We start from the raw sequence: 13,993 nt of genomic DNA, 5'->3' as shown, positions 1-13,993 counted from the left end.
AGGTGTCGGCGGTAGCTGCGACCATGGGGCATGACCTCCACGACCGGTAGCGCCACGACCGCCAGACCCATGACTACGCGTACCGACGTGCTCGAGATCGCTTACGAGGAGTGGGGACCGGCCGACGGCGACCCCGTCGTGCTGCTGCACGGGTTCCCCTACGACGCGCGCGCCTTCGACGAGGTCGCACCGGTGCTCGCCGAAGCCGGCCGCCGCGTGATCGTGCCGTCCCTGCGCGGATTCGGGGCGACCCGGTTCCTCGACGACGAGACCCCGCGGTCGGGCCAGCAGGCCGCGCTCGGCGCCGACCTGCTCGCGCTCCTCGAGGCGCTCGACCTCGGTCCCGCGGTGCTCGCCGGTTTCGACTGGGGCGGACGCGCCGCGTGCATCGTCGCCGCACTCTGGCCCGAGCGGGTGGCCGGTCTGGTGAGTGTCGACGGCTACAACATCCAGGACATCGCCGCGGCCGGCGAGCCCGCGCCGCCCGCGTGGGAGGCGACCTACTGGTACCAGTACTACTTCCACGGCGAGCGTGGCCGCCTCGGCCTCGAACGCAACCGCGACGAACTCTGCGAACTGCTCTGGCGCACCTGGTCGCCGACCTGGAACTTCGCGCCCGAGGTGTTCGCCGCCAGCGCCCCGAGCCTGCACAACCCCGACTTCGTCGACGTGGTCGTGCACTCCTACCGCCACCGGTTCTCACTCGCCGACGGCGACCTGCGCTACATCGAGATCGAAGAGGCGCTCGCCGAGAAACCGCACATCCTCGTGCCGACCATCGTGCTCGAGACGGGAGCCGACGGCATCCTCGGCGCACCCGTCGACGACGACCGCGAGATGTTCGTCGGCCCGTACGGTCAGGAGCTCGTGGCCGGTGTCGGCCACAATGTGCCGCAGCAGGCGCCGCTCGAGTTCGCGTCAGCAGTGCTCGCCCTAGGATCGCAGTCGTGACCGTTTCCACCGCCCGACTCTCGCTCGCCAAACTCTCCGTGGTCGACTTCGACGCCATGTGGAGCATCCACGCCGACCCCCTCACCAACGAGTTCAACCCTGCGGGGCCGCTCACCGACCGCGCGAAGGCGCAGCGCCAGTTCGGCGAGTGGCTCGGCCACTGGCACGAGCACGGTTTCGGCTACTGGACGGTACGCGACGCCGACGGGATCGTCGGGTTCACCGGCATCCGTTTCTCGACCTGGAATGAGCGCACGGTTCTCAACCTGTCATACCGCTACACGCCGAGTGCCTGGGGCAAGGGCTACGCGACCGAGGGCGCGACGGCCGCGGTCGAGCTCTGGCGCGCGGAGCACTCCGAGCACCCGATCATCGCGTACACGACGCCCGGCAACATCGGTTCGCAGAAAACCGCGCTCGCCGTCGGGCTCGAGCGTCGCTCCGATCTCGACCGCGTCACCGGCGAAGCGCTGGGCGACGACATCGTGTTCGCACTGGGTTGGTGAGAACTAGGTTGGTGAGAACTGGGTTGGTGAGAACCGGGCTGCTGACTGCCTCTGGCTGCTAAGCCCGCAGCGAAACCGCTCGGCCGGGACGACCCGGTGCGCGACGCTGGAATCATGACCAACACCCGCGTCCTCATCCTCGGCGGCACCGAGTTCGTCGGCCGCGCGTTCGTCGACGAAGCGCTCGGCCGCGGGCACGACGTCACCGTGCTCAACCGCGGATCCCGAGCCCCGCTCCACGGTGTCACCACGCTCGTCGGCGACCGCACGGCCCCCGGCGGGCTCGACGCGCTGAATTCGTCGGAAGCGGGCGCGGGAACGTGGGATCTCGTCGTCGACACCTGGTCGTGGGGACCGAGAGCGGTGCGGGATGCCGCGGCTCTTCTCTCCTCGCGGGCAGACAGATTCGTCTACGTGTCCTCCCGGTCGGTGCACGAGTATCCCGCCCCGGCCTACGCTCGCGAGGATGCCCCGGTGGTCGACGCCTCCGCCGACGACACGGGGTTCGACGACTACGCACGGGCCAAACGCGGCGGCGAGCTCGGCGCCCTCGCCGGTTTCGGCGACCGCGCCCTGCTGCTGCGAGCCGGGCTCATCCTCGGGCCGCGCGAGAACATCGGGCGCCTGCCGTGGTGGCTCACCCGCATCGCCCGCGGCGGACCCGTGGTCGCACCGGGTCCCGCCGACGCCTGCATCCAGTACGTCGACGCGCGCGACCTCGCCGCCTTCGGTCTCGACGCGACCGTCACCGGGCCGGTCAACGTCGTCAGCCCGCCCGACGTCACCACGATGCGCGACTTCCTCTACGCGTGCATCGCGGCGACCGGTTCCGACGCCGAGCTGCGCTGGTTCACGCCGGAGCAACTCGAGGGCGTCGAGCCGTGGATGGAGCTCCCGGTGTGGATTCCGCAGGGACTTGACTTCGACGGCATGCACCGCGGCGACGTCACCGCGGCGCTCGCGGCGGGCCTGACCATCCGTCCGCTGGCCGAAACCGTCGGCGACACCTGGGACTGGCTCCAGTCCATCGGGGGAGTGGCGCCGCAGCGCCCCGACCGACCCGTGCTGGGTCTCCCGACCGCCAAGGAGGCACGACTGCTCGCCGGTCCCTGAGACGGTCGGAAAGCCGTGCGAAACGCCCGGCGCCGCCCGCGCCGCCCTCGATTTGGCACCGCCCGCGCGCTATGGCATACTCATCTAGTTGCTTTCGGCCCCATCGTATAGCGGCCTAGTACGCTGCCCTCTCACGGCGGTAACACCGGTTCGAATCCGGTTGGGGTCACAACAGCCCGGTTCCCCTTGATTCATTGGGAACCGGGCATTTTTTATGCCGTCACAAGACCTGCCCGACAGCGGCCACGAGCAACAAACCGCCACCAGTCGATCTCGGGCCTGCCTCGTCGAGAGCGACCGCCATGCTGTCGAGGTCGGTATCGAGCAGCGGGCACCAGCGCTCGCCGGGCGAGGGTGTGCATAGACTCTCGTCTATGGGAATCGCGGGATCGACGACCGAGCTGAAACTTCTGGGCGATCCGACCAGATCGCGCATCATGTCGCTGATTATGAATAGCGCCGACGGTCGCCAGATGGTCAGCCTGCTGGCGAGGGAGCTCAACCTCCGCCAGCCCACGGTCAGCCACCATCTCAAAGCACTATTCGACGAAGGACTGCTCGAACGTCACCCCGAGGGTCGTTCCGTCTGGTATTCGGTCGCTCCCGACCAGGCCGACCGCATCTCGGAGCTTGTGCAGGGCACACCGGATACGGAGATGACCGAGGAGATCCTCGGCCGGATTTCCGTTGATCTGGCGACGCGGTTCGCGGGCACGTTCGCTGCCGAGACCGTCGAGCGCTACGTGCGCGAGAGCTACGCGCTGCTCTCGCAGCAGTCTCACGCCCCCCGCTATCTGTCGTCGCTCACGTCTCAATTCGCCGCCGACCGTCTCAGTGCTCTTATTGTCGAGGGCCCGCCGCGCGCAGGGCGCAGGCCCGAGGTGCTGTTCGTGTGCGTACAGAATGCGGGGCGATCGCAGATGGCTGCCGGCATCCTCCGTCATCTCGCGGGCGATAGCGTGCATGTCAGAACTGCGGGATCCGCCCCGGCGGGCGCGGTGCGGTCGGTCGTGGTCTCGGCTCTCGACGAGATCGGCGTTCCGATCGGGGGCGAGTATCCGAAGCCGTTGACAGACGAGGTCGTGCGGGCGGCGGACATCGTCATCACAATGGGCTGCGGCGACGCCTGTCCGGTCTACCCCGGCCGGCTCTACCTCGACTGGGATCTCGAGGACCCGGTTGGCCTGCCCTTGGCGCGCGTGCGCGGCATCCGGGACGACATCGAGGCGCGGGTTCGCGAATTGATCGGAACCCTCGAGGTGAACTCGCGGTGAACTGAGGTCACACCGTCGAAATAAGGCATAGATGACGGTCTATGCTTTGGATAACCGATAGCGAGGAATCCCATGACCGACAAACCCACCGTCCTCTTCGTCTGCATCCACAATGCGGGACGCTCCCAGATGGCCGCCGGCTACATGCGCGCACTCTCGGACGGGGCCGTCGAGGTCCGTTCCGGCGGATCCGAGCCCGGTGACCAGATCAATCCGATGGCCATCGCCGCGATGGCGGAAGAGGGCATCGACATCAGTCACGGCATCCCGCAGTTGATGACCACCGAACAGGTGCGCGATTCCGATGTCGTGATCACGATGGGCTGCGGCGATGTATGCCCCATCTTCCCGGGCAAGCGCTACGAGGACTGGGACCTGGTCGACCCCAAGGGAAAGAGTATCGACGAGGTGCGACCGATCCGGGACGACATCAAGGCACGCATCCAGGTGCTGCTCGCCGAGCTGTTGCCCGAGAAGGCGTGACGCCGACGTCGACAGGCGCGAGGCCCCAGCGCGGCGTGCCCGGACTCCACTAACGTCGAGTTGCTCGCGGTCAGATCCGAGCCCACGTCGACACGATGCTCGAGAGCCTCGGAATCGAGCCGACGCCGCTTGCCTTCTACGCCGTCATCGGTGTCCGGCCGAGTCGGACAAGGGTGGGCGTCGGGCTGCAGCACGCGGCAGATGCGTCGCCGAGACCGTCGAACGTTCCGGCTCCGCCGCACACGCCGGTGTCTGGGAGCACCAACTCGACCCTCGCTGCTGCTGCCTGGTCGCCGGTGAGGGCGGCCGCCACGCTGCGCACCTGCTCGTATCCGGTCATCGCTAAGAACGTCGGTGCGCGCCCGTAGGACTTGGAGCCGACGATGTAGAAGTCCGTCTCGGGCTGAGCGAGATCTTTCGCGCCGGTGGCGCGGACGGAGCCGCAGCTGTGGGCGTTCGGATCGACCTCGGCGGCGATCCGCGACGGCGCCTGCAGGGTGTGATCGAGTTCTAGCCGGATCTCCGACAGGAAGGAGAGGTCGGGACGGAATCCGGCCAGCACGACGACGACGTCGGCGGCGGCGAGTTCGCGGCCGTCCTCGGATACGAGCACGGCGCCCTGCTCGGTGCTGATGACGGACTCCACGCGGAACCCGGTGACGAGTTCGACCAGCCCCGCATCGACTGCCTGACGGGCGCGAGTGCCGAGGGCGCCACGCGCCGGGAGTTCGTCTGCGTCGCCGCCGCCGAACGTGTTGCCCACGGAGCCGCGGCGCAGCGCCCAGGTGATGCGGGTCTCCGGGTGGCGCTTGGCTATCCGGGCAAGCTCGTTCACTGCGGTCGCGGCCGAGTGGCCGCTACCGACGACGATCGTGTGCTTGCCGGCGAACGGCGCCGGGTGTGCGAAGTCGGGGATCCGGTAAGAGATGCGCTCTGACGCCGCTCGCTCGCCCTGGCCCGGGAGGCCGTCTGCGCCCGCGGGGTTCGGCTGCGACCACGTTCCCGACGCGTCGATGACGGCGCGGGCGGTGATGCGCGATTCGTTGCCGTCGGCATCGATGATGTGGACCGTGAACGGCTGCTCCGCGCGTCCCTCATCGACGAGTCGGTCACGGCCCATGCGTCCGACGCCGGTCACCCTGGCGCCGTAACGAATGCTGTCGCCCAGTGCTGTCGCGAGCGGCGCCAGGTACGACGAGATCCACTGCGCACCGGTCGGATAGCCCGTTGTCGGCGATTCCCAGCCGGTCTGCGCGAGAAGACGGGCGGCAGCGGCGTCGACGAGTTCGCTCCAGCCGGAGAACAGGCGGACGTGACCCCACTCGGAAACGGCCGCGGCGGGTCCGTCGCCCGCTTCGAGCACCAGGGGTGAATCGCCGCGCTCGAGAAGGTGCGCGGCGGCGGCCAGGCCCTGGGGGCCCGCCCCGATGACAACTACGGGCAGGTCGTTCATGGCGTTCTCCTCGGTCGAAGCGTGATGACATATCGAGGTTTGTCGATGCATCGACATTTGTCAATATGGCTGGCAGAATGGATGTATGACCATCGGGCTCCCCCTCCTGACCGCACGCGACTCTGCGTGCTGCGCCACCGTGACCGGAGGGGCTCTCGATGCCGACCAGGCGGAGAGTATCGCCCGCGTGTTCAAGGCACTCGGCGATCCGACGCGCGTCCGCCTTCTGTCCTTGATCGCAGCGAGCGACGGTGGCGAGGCCTGCATCTGCGACCTCACCGAGCCGGTCGGACTGTCGCAGCCGACCGTCTCGCACCACATGAGCAAGCTCGTCGCCGCGGGTCTGGCCACCCGGGAGCAGCGCGGCAGGTGGGCCTACTACCGGGTCGTCCCCGAAGCCCTCGACTCGAGCGCGCGAGCCTTGCTCTCCTCATGACCGCGCCGTTCGTCCGCCCGCTTGGAGAGGACGACTGGCCCGCCGTCGAGGCGATCTACCGCGAAGGCATCGACAGCGGCCACGCCACCTTCGAATCCAGCCCGCCGACCTGGGAAGGGTTCGACGCTGGCAAGCATCCGGACTTGCGAATCGTCGCCGTCGACGATTCCGGCGTTCTCGGCTGGGCTGCCGCGTCACCCGTATCGGGTCGCCCCGTGTACTCGGGCGTGGTCGAACACTCCGTCTACGTCGCGGCCACCGCGCGTGGCCGTGGCGTCGGCGGCCTGCTGCTGGCCGGCCTCATCGACATTGCCGAACGGCACGGGATCTGGACGATCCAATCGAGCATCTTCCCTGAGAACATTGCGAGCCTGCAACTGCACCAGCGCCATGGCTTCCGAGAGGTCGGGCGGCGCGAGCGCATCGCTCTGATGGGATACGGCCCTGAAGCCGGGGTGTGGCGCGACACGATCCTCGTCGAACGTCGCTCGGCGTTGTGGCCACGAGATGGCAACGTCCGATCGGAATCGAGCGGCTAGCCGCCCGAGGTGCGATAGTCAATCCGATCGACACCAGGGGGATGCGCTCCGGTCCGGCGGGCCCACTGAGGTTCGCCACCCCTGTCGACGGTACGTTCGCCATCGGGGGACTGGTCGCGGGCGACTGCGTGGTCACCCTGACCGCCCCTGACCGCCCCAGACGGCTACGTCGCCGTGTCGCCTGCGGTGACCGAGGTCACCATCACGATCGCGGGTGGCGCTGCCGAGATCGGCGGCTTCGAGCCGCGTCTCGCTGGCGTCGTCGTCCCGCTGCTCGATCACGCGCGAGGGCGCGGGCGGCTATTACTCGGAGACTGAGTTGCTCTAATCGCTAGAAGCCGCGCTGTCCCTTTTCGATATCCGCTTGGATGCCGCGGAGTGCCGCGGCGGACTCCGCATCCTGCGTCGGCGTCGTGTCCACTCGGCGTCTCCACGCGCCGAAGCCGAGCGCGATCAGAATCGCCAGGGCGACCCCCACGCCGCCAGTGGTGGCAAGAATCGTCAGTCCGCCTACATCCATAAGTCAGCCTCCGAGCGTCAGTGGTGCTGTCGAATCCTCAGTCTCACAGCAACGCGTCGATAAGACCAGAACTTCTAGACCCGCTCCGGCGGCGCATCCATACACGCCCGCACCTCGACCGGGGCCTCCGTGACCGCAGCGATCGACGCGGCGATTTCCACGGCGCGCGCCTCGTCCGCGACGTCGACGATCCAGAATCCTGCGAGCGCGTCGGCCGGTGCGATCGCCGAGCCGGCGGTCGCCGTCATCCGGGTGGTGGATGGCGCGACGGTGCGGGCCTCGGAGGGATCCGCGAGTCCCTGCTGGAAGACCAGTTCGCCGGCCGACTCGAGATCGCGGTCGATCTGGTGCATAAACCGGATCAGCCGGTCGATCCACTCGGGGGAGCGGTCGTCCAGGGCGGAGCGGTCGCCGAACACCATGATCATGTATTTCATGCGTACGGTCTAGCGAGTCACGGCGGGCGAGGAAAGCCCCTCCGAACGGAGGCGCTAACCGTGCGAGCGTTACCCCAGCTGCGCGTCGCCACCGACGCGGCGGGTTCACCCGATCAAGGTGACCGCCATCCCACGACGGTGATGCCAGCATCGGAGCGTCCGAAAGGAGCGCTCATGAGCCAGCGCGACACCGCGGCAACCGATACTCCGTCAGACACACTCAGCGTCGCCGCCCTCACCGCGATGGTCGTCGGGTCGATGGTCGGCGCCGGCGTCTTCACCCTGCCGCAGCGGTTCGCGAGCCAGACCGGTGTGCTCGGCGCGGTCATCGCCTGGGTCGTCGCGGGAGCGGGCATGCTGATGCTCGGCTTCGTCTTCCAGAGTCTCGCGGTGCGCAAACCCCAGCTCGACAACGGGGTGTACGTCTACGCGAAGACCGGTTTCGGCGTCTACCCGGGCTTTCTCTCCGCGTTCGGCTACTGGGCCAGTTCGTGCGCCGGCAACACCTTCTACTGGGTGCTCATCACGTCCACCCTCAAACCGCTCGTTCCGGCCTTCGGCGACGGCGACACCCTGCTGGCCGTGGCCGTGTCGTCCGCCGGCATCTGGGGTTTCTACCTGCTGATCATGCGCGGGGTGAAGGAGGCCGCCGGCATCAACGCGGTCGTCACGGCCGCGAAGATGATCCCGCTGCTGGTGTTCGTGGTGGTCGCGATCGTCGCTCTCAAACCCGACGTCTTCGTCGAGAACATCACCGGCGGCTACGACGAGGTCGGCGGGGACAGCCTGTTCGACCAGGTGCAGGGCACGATGCTCGTCACGGTGTTCGTGTTCCTCGGTATCGAGGGGGCGAGCGTCTACTCGCGGTATGCCAGAAAACGCGAGGATGTCGGCCGGGCGACGGTTCTCGGCTTCCTCTCCGTGCTGGCCCTGTTCGGAACGGTGTCGATCATCTCTTACGGCATCCTTCCCAAGGCAGAGCTCGCTACGCTGCGGCAGCCGTCGGTCGGCAGCGTGCTCGAGGCGGCGGTCGGACCGTGGGGCGCGTGGTTCATCAGCGCCGGGCTGATCGTCTCGGTGCTCGGCGCCTTCCTGGCCTGGAGCCTGATGGCGGCCGAGGTGCTGTTCGCCGCGGCGAAAGACCGCGACCTGCCGGCTTTTCTCGCGAAGTCGACGGCGAAGGGCGTGCCGAGCAACGCGCTGCTGCTCTCCACGCTGTTCATCCAGCTGCTGCTCGTGGTCGTGCTGTTCGCCAGCGGCGCCCTCGACTTTATGCTCGACCTCACCGCGGCCCTCTCGCTCATCCCGTTCGCGCTCGCCGCGGGGTACGCGCTGAAGATCGCGGTCACGCGCGACGGGTATGCGGGTCTGCCCGGGCGCATCCGCACGCGGGAGCTCGTCGTCGCCGCGATCGCCGTCGTCTACACGCTCTTCCTCATCTGGGCCGCCGGACCGGTCTTCCTGCTCTTCGCCTGCATCCTGCTCGCGCCGGGCACCCTGCTCTACGCCTTCGCCCGTCGCGAGCAGAACGGCCGCGTCTTCACGACGCCGGGCTGGATCGTCTTCGCCCTCGTCGTGGTCGGCGCACTCGCCGGACTCGTCGGGCTCGCGACGGGCGCGATCTCGATCTGAACCACCTCTCGAAAGGACACACCCCATGGCCGCGCCATCCGTCACCTACGGCGTCCACTCCGAAGTGGGCCAGCTACGCAAGGTCCTCGTCTGCGCTCCCGGGCTCGCCCACCGCCGGCTGACCCCGACCAACGCCGACGACCTGCTCTTCGACGATGTGCTCTGGGTCGAGAACGCCCAGCGCGACCACGCCGACTTCGTGTCCGACCTGCGGTCGCACGACGTCGAGGTGGTCGAATTACACGATCTGCTCGCCGAGACCCTCGCCGTCCCCGGCGCCCAGGACTGGCTCCTCGACCGCACGATCACCCCGAACGAGGTCGGGCTCGGGCTCGTCGACGGCACGCGCGCGTTCCTCGAGAGCCTCCCGCCGCGGGAACTCGCGGAGTTCCTGATCGGCGGGCTCGCGACATCCGACCTGCCCGGAGATTTTCGCGCGGGCTACGTCGCGCTCGCCCGCGAGTCGACCGGGGTGCGCGAGTACCTGCTCCCACCGCTGCCCAACACCCTCTACACACGAGACACCACCTGTTGGCTGTACGGGGGAGTGACGTTGAACCCGCTCTACTGGCCCGCGCGGCACGACGAGACGCTGCTGATGAAGGCGGTGTACGAGTTCCATCCCGACTTCGTCGGCTCGACGGTCTGGTGGGGCGACCCCGAGCGCGACTGGGGGCAGGCCACGTTCGAGGGCGGCGACATCATGCCCGTGGGCAACGGCGTGGTGCTCATGGGCATGAGCGAGCGCACCTCGCGGCAGGCGATCACGCAGGTCGCGGCGGCGCTGTTCGCGCGGGAGGCGGCAGAGCAGGTGATCGTCGCCGGTATGCCGAAGCTGCGCGCGGCGATGCACCTCGACACCGTGTTCACCTTCGCCGACCGTGACATCGTGACACTGTTCCCGAACATCATGGACGGTGTGCACGCGTTCACGCTGCGGCCGACCGACACGGGGCGTGGCGTCGACGTCACCGACGAGGGCGACGACGCCTCGTTCGTCGACGTGGTCGCGCGCTCGCTCGGCCTGCCGAAGCTGCACGTCGTCGCGACGGCGGGCGACGCCTACGCGTCGGAGCGCCAACAGTGGGACTCCGGGAACAACGCGGTCGCCCTGCGCCCGGGCGTCGTCTACACCTACGACCGCAACACGCAGACGAACCAGTTGCTTCGGGATGCCGGTGTCGAGGTCATCCCGATCGTGGGTGCCGAGCTGGGACGGGGCCGGGGTGGCGGGCACTGCATGACCTGTCCCATCATCCGGGACGCAGTCGACTATTGACGGCACGCAGGCCCGACCGGGCATGCAAAAGGCACCGCGTCCGAAGACGCGGTGCCTTTCCTCTGGAGGAGGTGTGTGCGGGTGAGGCTCGGGTTAGCGCTTGCGGCCGGTGAGTGCGCCGTAGATGACGAGGACGATGAGCGCGCCGCCGATGGCGAGTGCCCAGGTAGAGAGGTCGAAGAACTCTTCGAGGCCGACGCCGAAGACGGCGCTACCGATGAATCCGCCGAGCAGGGCTCCGATGACGCCGAGCACCAGGGTGATGATCCAGCCGCCGCCCTGGCGACCCGGCAGGATCAGCTTCGCGATGGCGCCGGCGATGAGTCCTAGGAGGAGAAATCCGAAGAAGCCCATGAGTTTCTACTTTCGTGTCTGTGGTGCTGATGGGGTGGACGTGGTCGGCGGGTGATGACCGCGCTTGTCAGGTGAGGTTCAGGCGCACTTGGCGTTGCCGCGGGCGTACGACGTACGCGGCGTGCGGGCGAGGCGGGGTGCGATGTGGGAGATGAGCTCGGCGACCGGGTTGGCGGCAACGCGGGCCTCAGCGTGAACGGCCAGCTCGGACTGCGCGGCCGGGATGCTGCTGGTCGTTGCGATGATCTCGCCGGTGTGGTCGTTCACGACGAAGTGACCGTCGGTGAACTCGATCATTCCCGCGTAGTCGCCGTTGACGGTCGCGACCCAGAGGTTGAGATCGGGGCTCGACCACGAGATCTCGGTCGATGCGGCCTCGGTGCCGCGTGTCTGCACGATGGTCATCTCGATCCCCTGTTCGTTAGTTGAACTATTAGTTCGCTTGTCTAGTAATAACTTACATGAACCAAAAGAATCCGCAAATACGTGATCCCGGGGCAGGTAATTGCTGGGAGTTTCGGGCTCGCAACAACTTGTTAGATGAACTAGTCTTGACGAATGGCAAATTCGGAACAGGAAGCGGCAACGCATTACTGGTACTCCGACGACGCTGAACGCGAGCGAAGTGTCGCCGTTTTAGAAGCAATGCGCACGTACCGTGCAGCGGAATCCGCGATGCGACGGCGGACCCAGGTATCCATGGGTATGGGGGAGAACGACCTCCTCGCGCTGCGCTATGTGATCATGGCCCAGCAGGCCGGGCGCTCGATCGGCCCCAAAGAACTCACCAGTTACCTCGGAATTTCGAGCGCGTCGACCACTGTCCTGCTCGACCGACTGGAGCGCAGCGGCGAGATCCGCCGCGAGAACAGCCCGTTCGACCGCCGGGCCCTGATTCTCGTGCCGACGGCAACCACCGACGAAGAAATACGCGCCGCACTCGGCGACGTGCCGGAACGCATGGTGGAGGTCGCATCGTCGCTCACCCCCGAGCAGGCACAGGTCGTCATCGACTTCCTCCGGGGCATGCGCGCGGCTGTCGACGAGATCGATGCACACGTATCTTCCGATAAGGCTACGCAGCCGTAAGCGCAAGGTCTCGGGGGCGATTTTTCGCCCCACGGTGAACAAGTTACGTTTTAACGGTGAATGAAGACCCGCGACAACCGGAGGGTACCGGACTAGACGGCCTCACCCAACCCCATGTGGCGGAGTTGATCGTCACCCTTCTCGAATACCGTTCCGCCGAGGAGGCGATGCGTCGCCGCACCGGCGATTCGATGCGAATGGGATCCAACGACCTGCAGGCCCTGCGATTCCTGCTCAAGGCGCAGGGTGTCGGCCGGACCGTTTCCGGGCGAGACCTCGCCGACCATCTCGGTATGACGTCGGCCTCGGTGACCGCTTTGCTGGACCGGCTCACCAAGAGCGGGCACGTGCAGCGCACGCCGCACCCGACCAACCGTCGCAGCAACATGATCACGGCCACTCCCGGCTCCGACGAGGAAGTGCGCCAGACGCTCGGTGCGATGCACCGGCGAATGATCGATGCCTCGCGTGCGCTGAGCGACGTGGATGCAGAGCTCGTCACGACATTCCTGGCGGCGATGACGGCCGCGGTCGACGACGTCGACCGCGAATCCGTCTCGTCCTAGCGTCCGGACCTCTACGCCCGGAACCGCGCCCGCACGAAGCAGTACACGCCGTAGGCGATGAGCCCGACACCGACCAGGTTCAGCACGACGACGCCGGCGGGAAGCGCGGCGAGCGACTTGAGTGCGCCGTCGAGTCCGGTGGCGCTACTGGGATCGGTGGTCGCCGCGGCGATCAGGAACAGAACGCCGACGACGAAGATGGCGATTCCCTTGGCGACGTACCCGCCGACGCCGAGGACCGTCGCGATGCGGCGCCAGGTGCGGCCCGGCAGCGACAGGTCTTCGAGGAACTTCTTGCGCGCGCCCTTGACGACGAAGTAGACGCCGACCGCCGCCGCGACAAGGCCGACGATCACCAGCAGGACGATCCCTCCCGGCGTGCCGAGCAGGGTGGCGCTCAGGTCTTGCGACTGCGCACTGCTGTCGCTCGAGCCTCCCAGAGCGTAGGTCGCTGCCGATCCGCCGATGGCCAGATACGCCACGCCCTTCGCCGCTTCTTTGCCGCGGTCTGCCCAGTCGTCTTTGTCGGTGCCGCGGATGACCGCGGCCTCGACCAGTTGGAACAGGCCGAGGGCGGCGAGGCCGACGACGAGGATCCAGAGCACCACGAACCCGAACGGGTGGCGCGCGATCTCGGCGAGGGCGCCGCCCTGGTCGGCCTCCCCGTCGGCACCGAATGCCACGGAGATCGCGATCGCTCCGATGAGCAGGTGGATCAGGCCGTTGACGGCGTATCCGCCGCGGGCGAGGGCCCGCAAAACGGGGTTGCGGTGGAGTGTGTCGGCGCCGCCGCGGACTGCGGCCGCGGCATCCTCGATATTGTCGGTCATGGTTGGAGAGTATGACGGATGCCGGCGCCCGATGCCGAGCGCCGGCGACTCCGGCTAGTCGCGCAGCGACTCCTTGTACTCGTTCTTCTTCGCGGTGGCGTCACGGTCGGACTCGGCCTTCTTGACCTCGGCCTCGCTTTTCTTGACGGCGGCGTCGGCCTTCACTTCGTCGGCCTTGTCGGAGACTGTGTCGGCGATGTCCTCCGCGGTGCGGGCGATCTTCTTACCGGTTGCTTCCGCGGCGTCCTTGATGTTGTCGAGGGTTCCCATGGGCGAGCTCCTTTGTCTGTAGCGATGGCGTCTGCGACCCGCGCTGTCAAGGCCCGGGCCGAATTGACCGTTCACCAAACTTATCATTAGTCTGTCTAGTAATAAGCTGAACGGCCTATTCGACCCCTCCTGCGCACCCGAAAGCGACGCCGATGAACGAAACGACCGCACCCTCCGCCCCCTACGACACCCTCGAGCTGCCCGTCACCGAGGCGATCGACATCTCCGCCCTGCTCGCCGACTAATCTGGCTGCACCGACC

At 67.5% G+C, this 13,993-nt stretch carries 18 protein-coding genes and 1 tRNA gene; 12 read left to right on the top strand and 7 right to left on the bottom strand.

Annotated features, from left to right (window positions below; translation table 11 throughout):
• The first annotated feature begins 69 nt into the window (after window positions 1-69).
• The 6 genes from HD599_RS11520 to HD599_RS11495 all read left to right on the top strand — a co-directional run bounded on the left by HD599_RS11520 (window position 70) and on the right by HD599_RS11495 (window position 4,327).
• Window positions 70-951 carry an alpha/beta fold hydrolase gene (locus tag HD599_RS11520; protein ID WP_184237647.1) on the top strand — a complete coding sequence of 294 codons (882 nt, stop codon included), beginning with the start codon at window positions 70-72 and terminating at the stop codon, window positions 949-951.
• A complete protein-coding gene (locus HD599_RS11515; protein WP_184237644.1) occupies window positions 948-1,457 on the top strand; it encodes a GNAT family N-acetyltransferase in 510 nt (169 codons plus the stop codon). Before HD599_RS11520 ends, HD599_RS11515 begins: the two co-directional genes overlap by 4 nt.
• Window positions 1,458-1,571: 114 nt before the next feature.
• Window positions 1,572-2,570, top strand: coding sequence for an NAD-dependent epimerase/dehydratase family protein (locus HD599_RS11510; RefSeq protein WP_184237641.1), 999 nt, complete (start codon window positions 1,572-1,574; stop codon window positions 2,568-2,570).
• A gap of 96 nt (window positions 2,571-2,666) precedes the next feature.
• Window positions 2,667-2,739: transfer RNA gene (locus HD599_RS11505), tRNA-Glu, on the top strand.
• A gap of 205 nt (window positions 2,740-2,944) precedes the next feature.
• Window positions 2,945-3,844, top strand: a complete 900-nt coding sequence (locus tag HD599_RS11500) for a metalloregulator ArsR/SmtB family transcription factor (protein ID WP_184237638.1) — start codon at window positions 2,945-2,947, stop codon at window positions 3,842-3,844.
• 72 nt (window positions 3,845-3,916) lie between these two features.
• Window positions 3,917-4,327, top strand: a complete 411-nt coding sequence (locus tag HD599_RS11495; RefSeq protein WP_184237636.1) for an arsenate reductase ArsC — start codon at window positions 3,917-3,919, stop codon at window positions 4,325-4,327.
• Window positions 4,328-4,463: 136 nt separating this feature from the next.
• Here the strand turns inward: HD599_RS11495 and HD599_RS11490 are convergent, their stop codons facing one another.
• On the bottom strand, window positions 4,464-5,780 hold the full coding sequence (locus HD599_RS11490; protein ID WP_184237633.1) for an NAD(P)-binding domain-containing protein: 1,317 nt from the start codon (window positions 5,778-5,780) through the stop codon (window positions 4,464-4,466).
• Between the two features lie 85 nt (window positions 5,781-5,865).
• Between HD599_RS11490 and HD599_RS11485 the strand changes: the two genes are divergently transcribed.
• Both HD599_RS11485 and HD599_RS11480 read left to right on the top strand, forming a co-directional pair.
• On the top strand, window positions 5,866-6,216 hold the full coding sequence (locus HD599_RS11485; RefSeq protein WP_184237630.1) for an ArsR/SmtB family transcription factor: 351 nt from the start codon (window positions 5,866-5,868) through the stop codon (window positions 6,214-6,216).
• Window positions 6,213-6,755 carry a GNAT family N-acetyltransferase gene (locus HD599_RS11480; RefSeq protein ID WP_184237626.1) on the top strand — a complete coding sequence of 181 codons (543 nt, stop codon included), beginning with the start codon at window positions 6,213-6,215 and terminating at the stop codon, window positions 6,753-6,755. Before HD599_RS11485 ends, HD599_RS11480 begins: the two co-directional genes overlap by 4 nt.
• Window positions 6,756-7,086: 331 nt before the next feature.
• On the opposite strand, the gene HD599_RS11475 is transcribed toward HD599_RS11480, so the two are convergent.
• Both HD599_RS11475 and HD599_RS11470 read right to left on the bottom strand, forming a co-directional pair.
• On the bottom strand, window positions 7,087-7,275 hold the full coding sequence (locus HD599_RS11475; RefSeq protein ID WP_184237624.1) for a hypothetical protein: 189 nt from the start codon (window positions 7,273-7,275) through the stop codon (window positions 7,087-7,089).
• A gap of 74 nt (window positions 7,276-7,349) precedes the next feature.
• The gene (locus HD599_RS11470; RefSeq protein ID WP_184237621.1) at window positions 7,350-7,712 is read right to left on the bottom strand and encodes a YciI family protein; all 363 of its coding nucleotides are present in this window, start codon (window positions 7,710-7,712) and stop codon (window positions 7,350-7,352) included.
• 174 nt (window positions 7,713-7,886) lie between these two features.
• Between HD599_RS11470 and HD599_RS11465 the strand changes: the two genes are divergently transcribed.
• Window positions 7,887-9,344 carry a basic amino acid/polyamine antiporter gene (locus HD599_RS11465; RefSeq protein WP_184237618.1) on the top strand — a complete coding sequence of 486 codons (1,458 nt, stop codon included), beginning with the start codon at window positions 7,887-7,889 and terminating at the stop codon, window positions 9,342-9,344.
• A 25-nt stretch (window positions 9,345-9,369) separates the two neighbouring features.
• Window positions 9,370-10,623, top strand: a complete 1,254-nt coding sequence (locus HD599_RS11460) for an arginine deiminase (protein ID WP_184237615.1) — start codon at window positions 9,370-9,372, stop codon at window positions 10,621-10,623.
• A 93-nt stretch (window positions 10,624-10,716) separates the two neighbouring features.
• Here HD599_RS11460 and HD599_RS11455 read toward each other — a convergent pair whose 3' ends face one another.
• Both HD599_RS11455 and HD599_RS11450 read right to left on the bottom strand, forming a co-directional pair.
• Window positions 10,717-10,977 (bottom strand): GlsB/YeaQ/YmgE family stress response membrane protein, encoded by a 261-nt coding sequence (locus tag HD599_RS11455; RefSeq protein WP_184237612.1) that lies wholly within the window; start codon window positions 10,975-10,977, stop codon window positions 10,717-10,719.
• A gap of 78 nt (window positions 10,978-11,055) precedes the next feature.
• Window positions 11,056-11,382: a hypothetical protein gene (locus HD599_RS11450; protein WP_184237609.1), complete on the bottom strand. Its 327-nt coding sequence runs from the start codon at window positions 11,380-11,382 to the stop codon at window positions 11,056-11,058.
• 153 nt (window positions 11,383-11,535) lie between these two features.
• Here HD599_RS11450 and HD599_RS11445 point away from each other — a divergent pair, with 153 nt between their 5' ends.
• Window positions 11,536-12,066 (top strand): MarR family winged helix-turn-helix transcriptional regulator, encoded by a 531-nt coding sequence (locus HD599_RS11445; protein ID WP_184237607.1) that lies wholly within the window; start codon window positions 11,536-11,538, stop codon window positions 12,064-12,066.
• Window positions 12,067-12,182: 116 nt separating this feature from the next.
• The gene (locus HD599_RS11440) at window positions 12,183-12,632 is read left to right on the top strand and encodes a MarR family winged helix-turn-helix transcriptional regulator (RefSeq protein ID WP_343062030.1); all 450 of its coding nucleotides are present in this window, start codon (window positions 12,183-12,185) and stop codon (window positions 12,630-12,632) included.
• Between the two features lie 11 nt (window positions 12,633-12,643).
• On the opposite strand, the gene HD599_RS11435 is transcribed toward HD599_RS11440, so the two are convergent.
• Both HD599_RS11435 and HD599_RS11430 read right to left on the bottom strand, forming a co-directional pair.
• Complete coding sequence (locus HD599_RS11435) at window positions 12,644-13,462, bottom strand: DUF1206 domain-containing protein (RefSeq protein WP_184237604.1); 819 nt, start codon at window positions 13,460-13,462, stop codon at window positions 12,644-12,646.
• Window positions 13,463-13,516: 54 nt separating this feature from the next.
• On the bottom strand, window positions 13,517-13,732 hold the full coding sequence (locus HD599_RS11430; RefSeq protein ID WP_184237601.1) for a hypothetical protein: 216 nt from the start codon (window positions 13,730-13,732) through the stop codon (window positions 13,517-13,519).
• Window positions 13,733-13,993: the final 261 nt, after the last annotated feature.

This window comes from Conyzicola lurida, from assembly GCF_014204935.1.
GTDB lineage: Bacteria > Actinomycetota > Actinomycetes > Actinomycetales > Microbacteriaceae > Conyzicola > Conyzicola lurida.
This window is presented reverse-complemented; position numbering and strand designations above follow the sequence as displayed.

Coding starts and splice junctions, on each gene's coding strand:
- HD599_RS11450 (WP_184237609.1), bottom strand. CDS start 11,382: ATGACCATCGTGCAGACACGCGGCACCGAGGCCGCATCGACCGAGATC.
- HD599_RS11510 (WP_184237641.1), top strand. CDS start 1,572: ATGACCAACACCCGCGTCCTCATCCTCGGCGGCACCGAGTTCGTCGGC.
- HD599_RS11520 (WP_184237647.1), top strand. CDS start 70: ATGACTACGCGTACCGACGTGCTCGAGATCGCTTACGAGGAGTGGGGA.
- HD599_RS11500 (WP_184237638.1), top strand. CDS start 2,945: ATGGGAATCGCGGGATCGACGACCGAGCTGAAACTTCTGGGCGATCCG.
- HD599_RS11445 (WP_184237607.1), top strand. CDS start 11,536: ATGGCAAATTCGGAACAGGAAGCGGCAACGCATTACTGGTACTCCGAC.
- HD599_RS11480 (WP_184237626.1), top strand. CDS start 6,213: ATGACCGCGCCGTTCGTCCGCCCGCTTGGAGAGGACGACTGGCCCGCC.
- HD599_RS11475 (WP_184237624.1), bottom strand. CDS start 7,275: ATGGATGTAGGCGGACTGACGATTCTTGCCACCACTGGCGGCGTGGGG.
- HD599_RS11485 (WP_184237630.1), top strand. CDS start 5,866: ATGACCATCGGGCTCCCCCTCCTGACCGCACGCGACTCTGCGTGCTGC.
- HD599_RS11430 (WP_184237601.1), bottom strand. CDS start 13,732: ATGGGAACCCTCGACAACATCAAGGACGCCGCGGAAGCAACCGGTAAG.
- HD599_RS11495 (WP_184237636.1), top strand. CDS start 3,917: ATGACCGACAAACCCACCGTCCTCTTCGTCTGCATCCACAATGCGGGA.
- HD599_RS11470 (WP_184237621.1), bottom strand. CDS start 7,712: ATGAAATACATGATCATGGTGTTCGGCGACCGCTCCGCCCTGGACGAC.
- HD599_RS11490 (WP_184237633.1), bottom strand. CDS start 5,780: ATGAACGACCTGCCCGTAGTTGTCATCGGGGCGGGCCCCCAGGGCCTG.
- HD599_RS11465 (WP_184237618.1), top strand. CDS start 7,887: ATGAGCCAGCGCGACACCGCGGCAACCGATACTCCGTCAGACACACTC.
- HD599_RS11460 (WP_184237615.1), top strand. CDS start 9,370: ATGGCCGCGCCATCCGTCACCTACGGCGTCCACTCCGAAGTGGGCCAG.
- HD599_RS11435 (WP_184237604.1), bottom strand. CDS start 13,462: ATGACCGACAATATCGAGGATGCCGCGGCCGCAGTCCGCGGCGGCGCC.
- HD599_RS11455 (WP_184237612.1), bottom strand. CDS start 10,977: ATGGGCTTCTTCGGATTTCTCCTCCTAGGACTCATCGCCGGCGCCATC.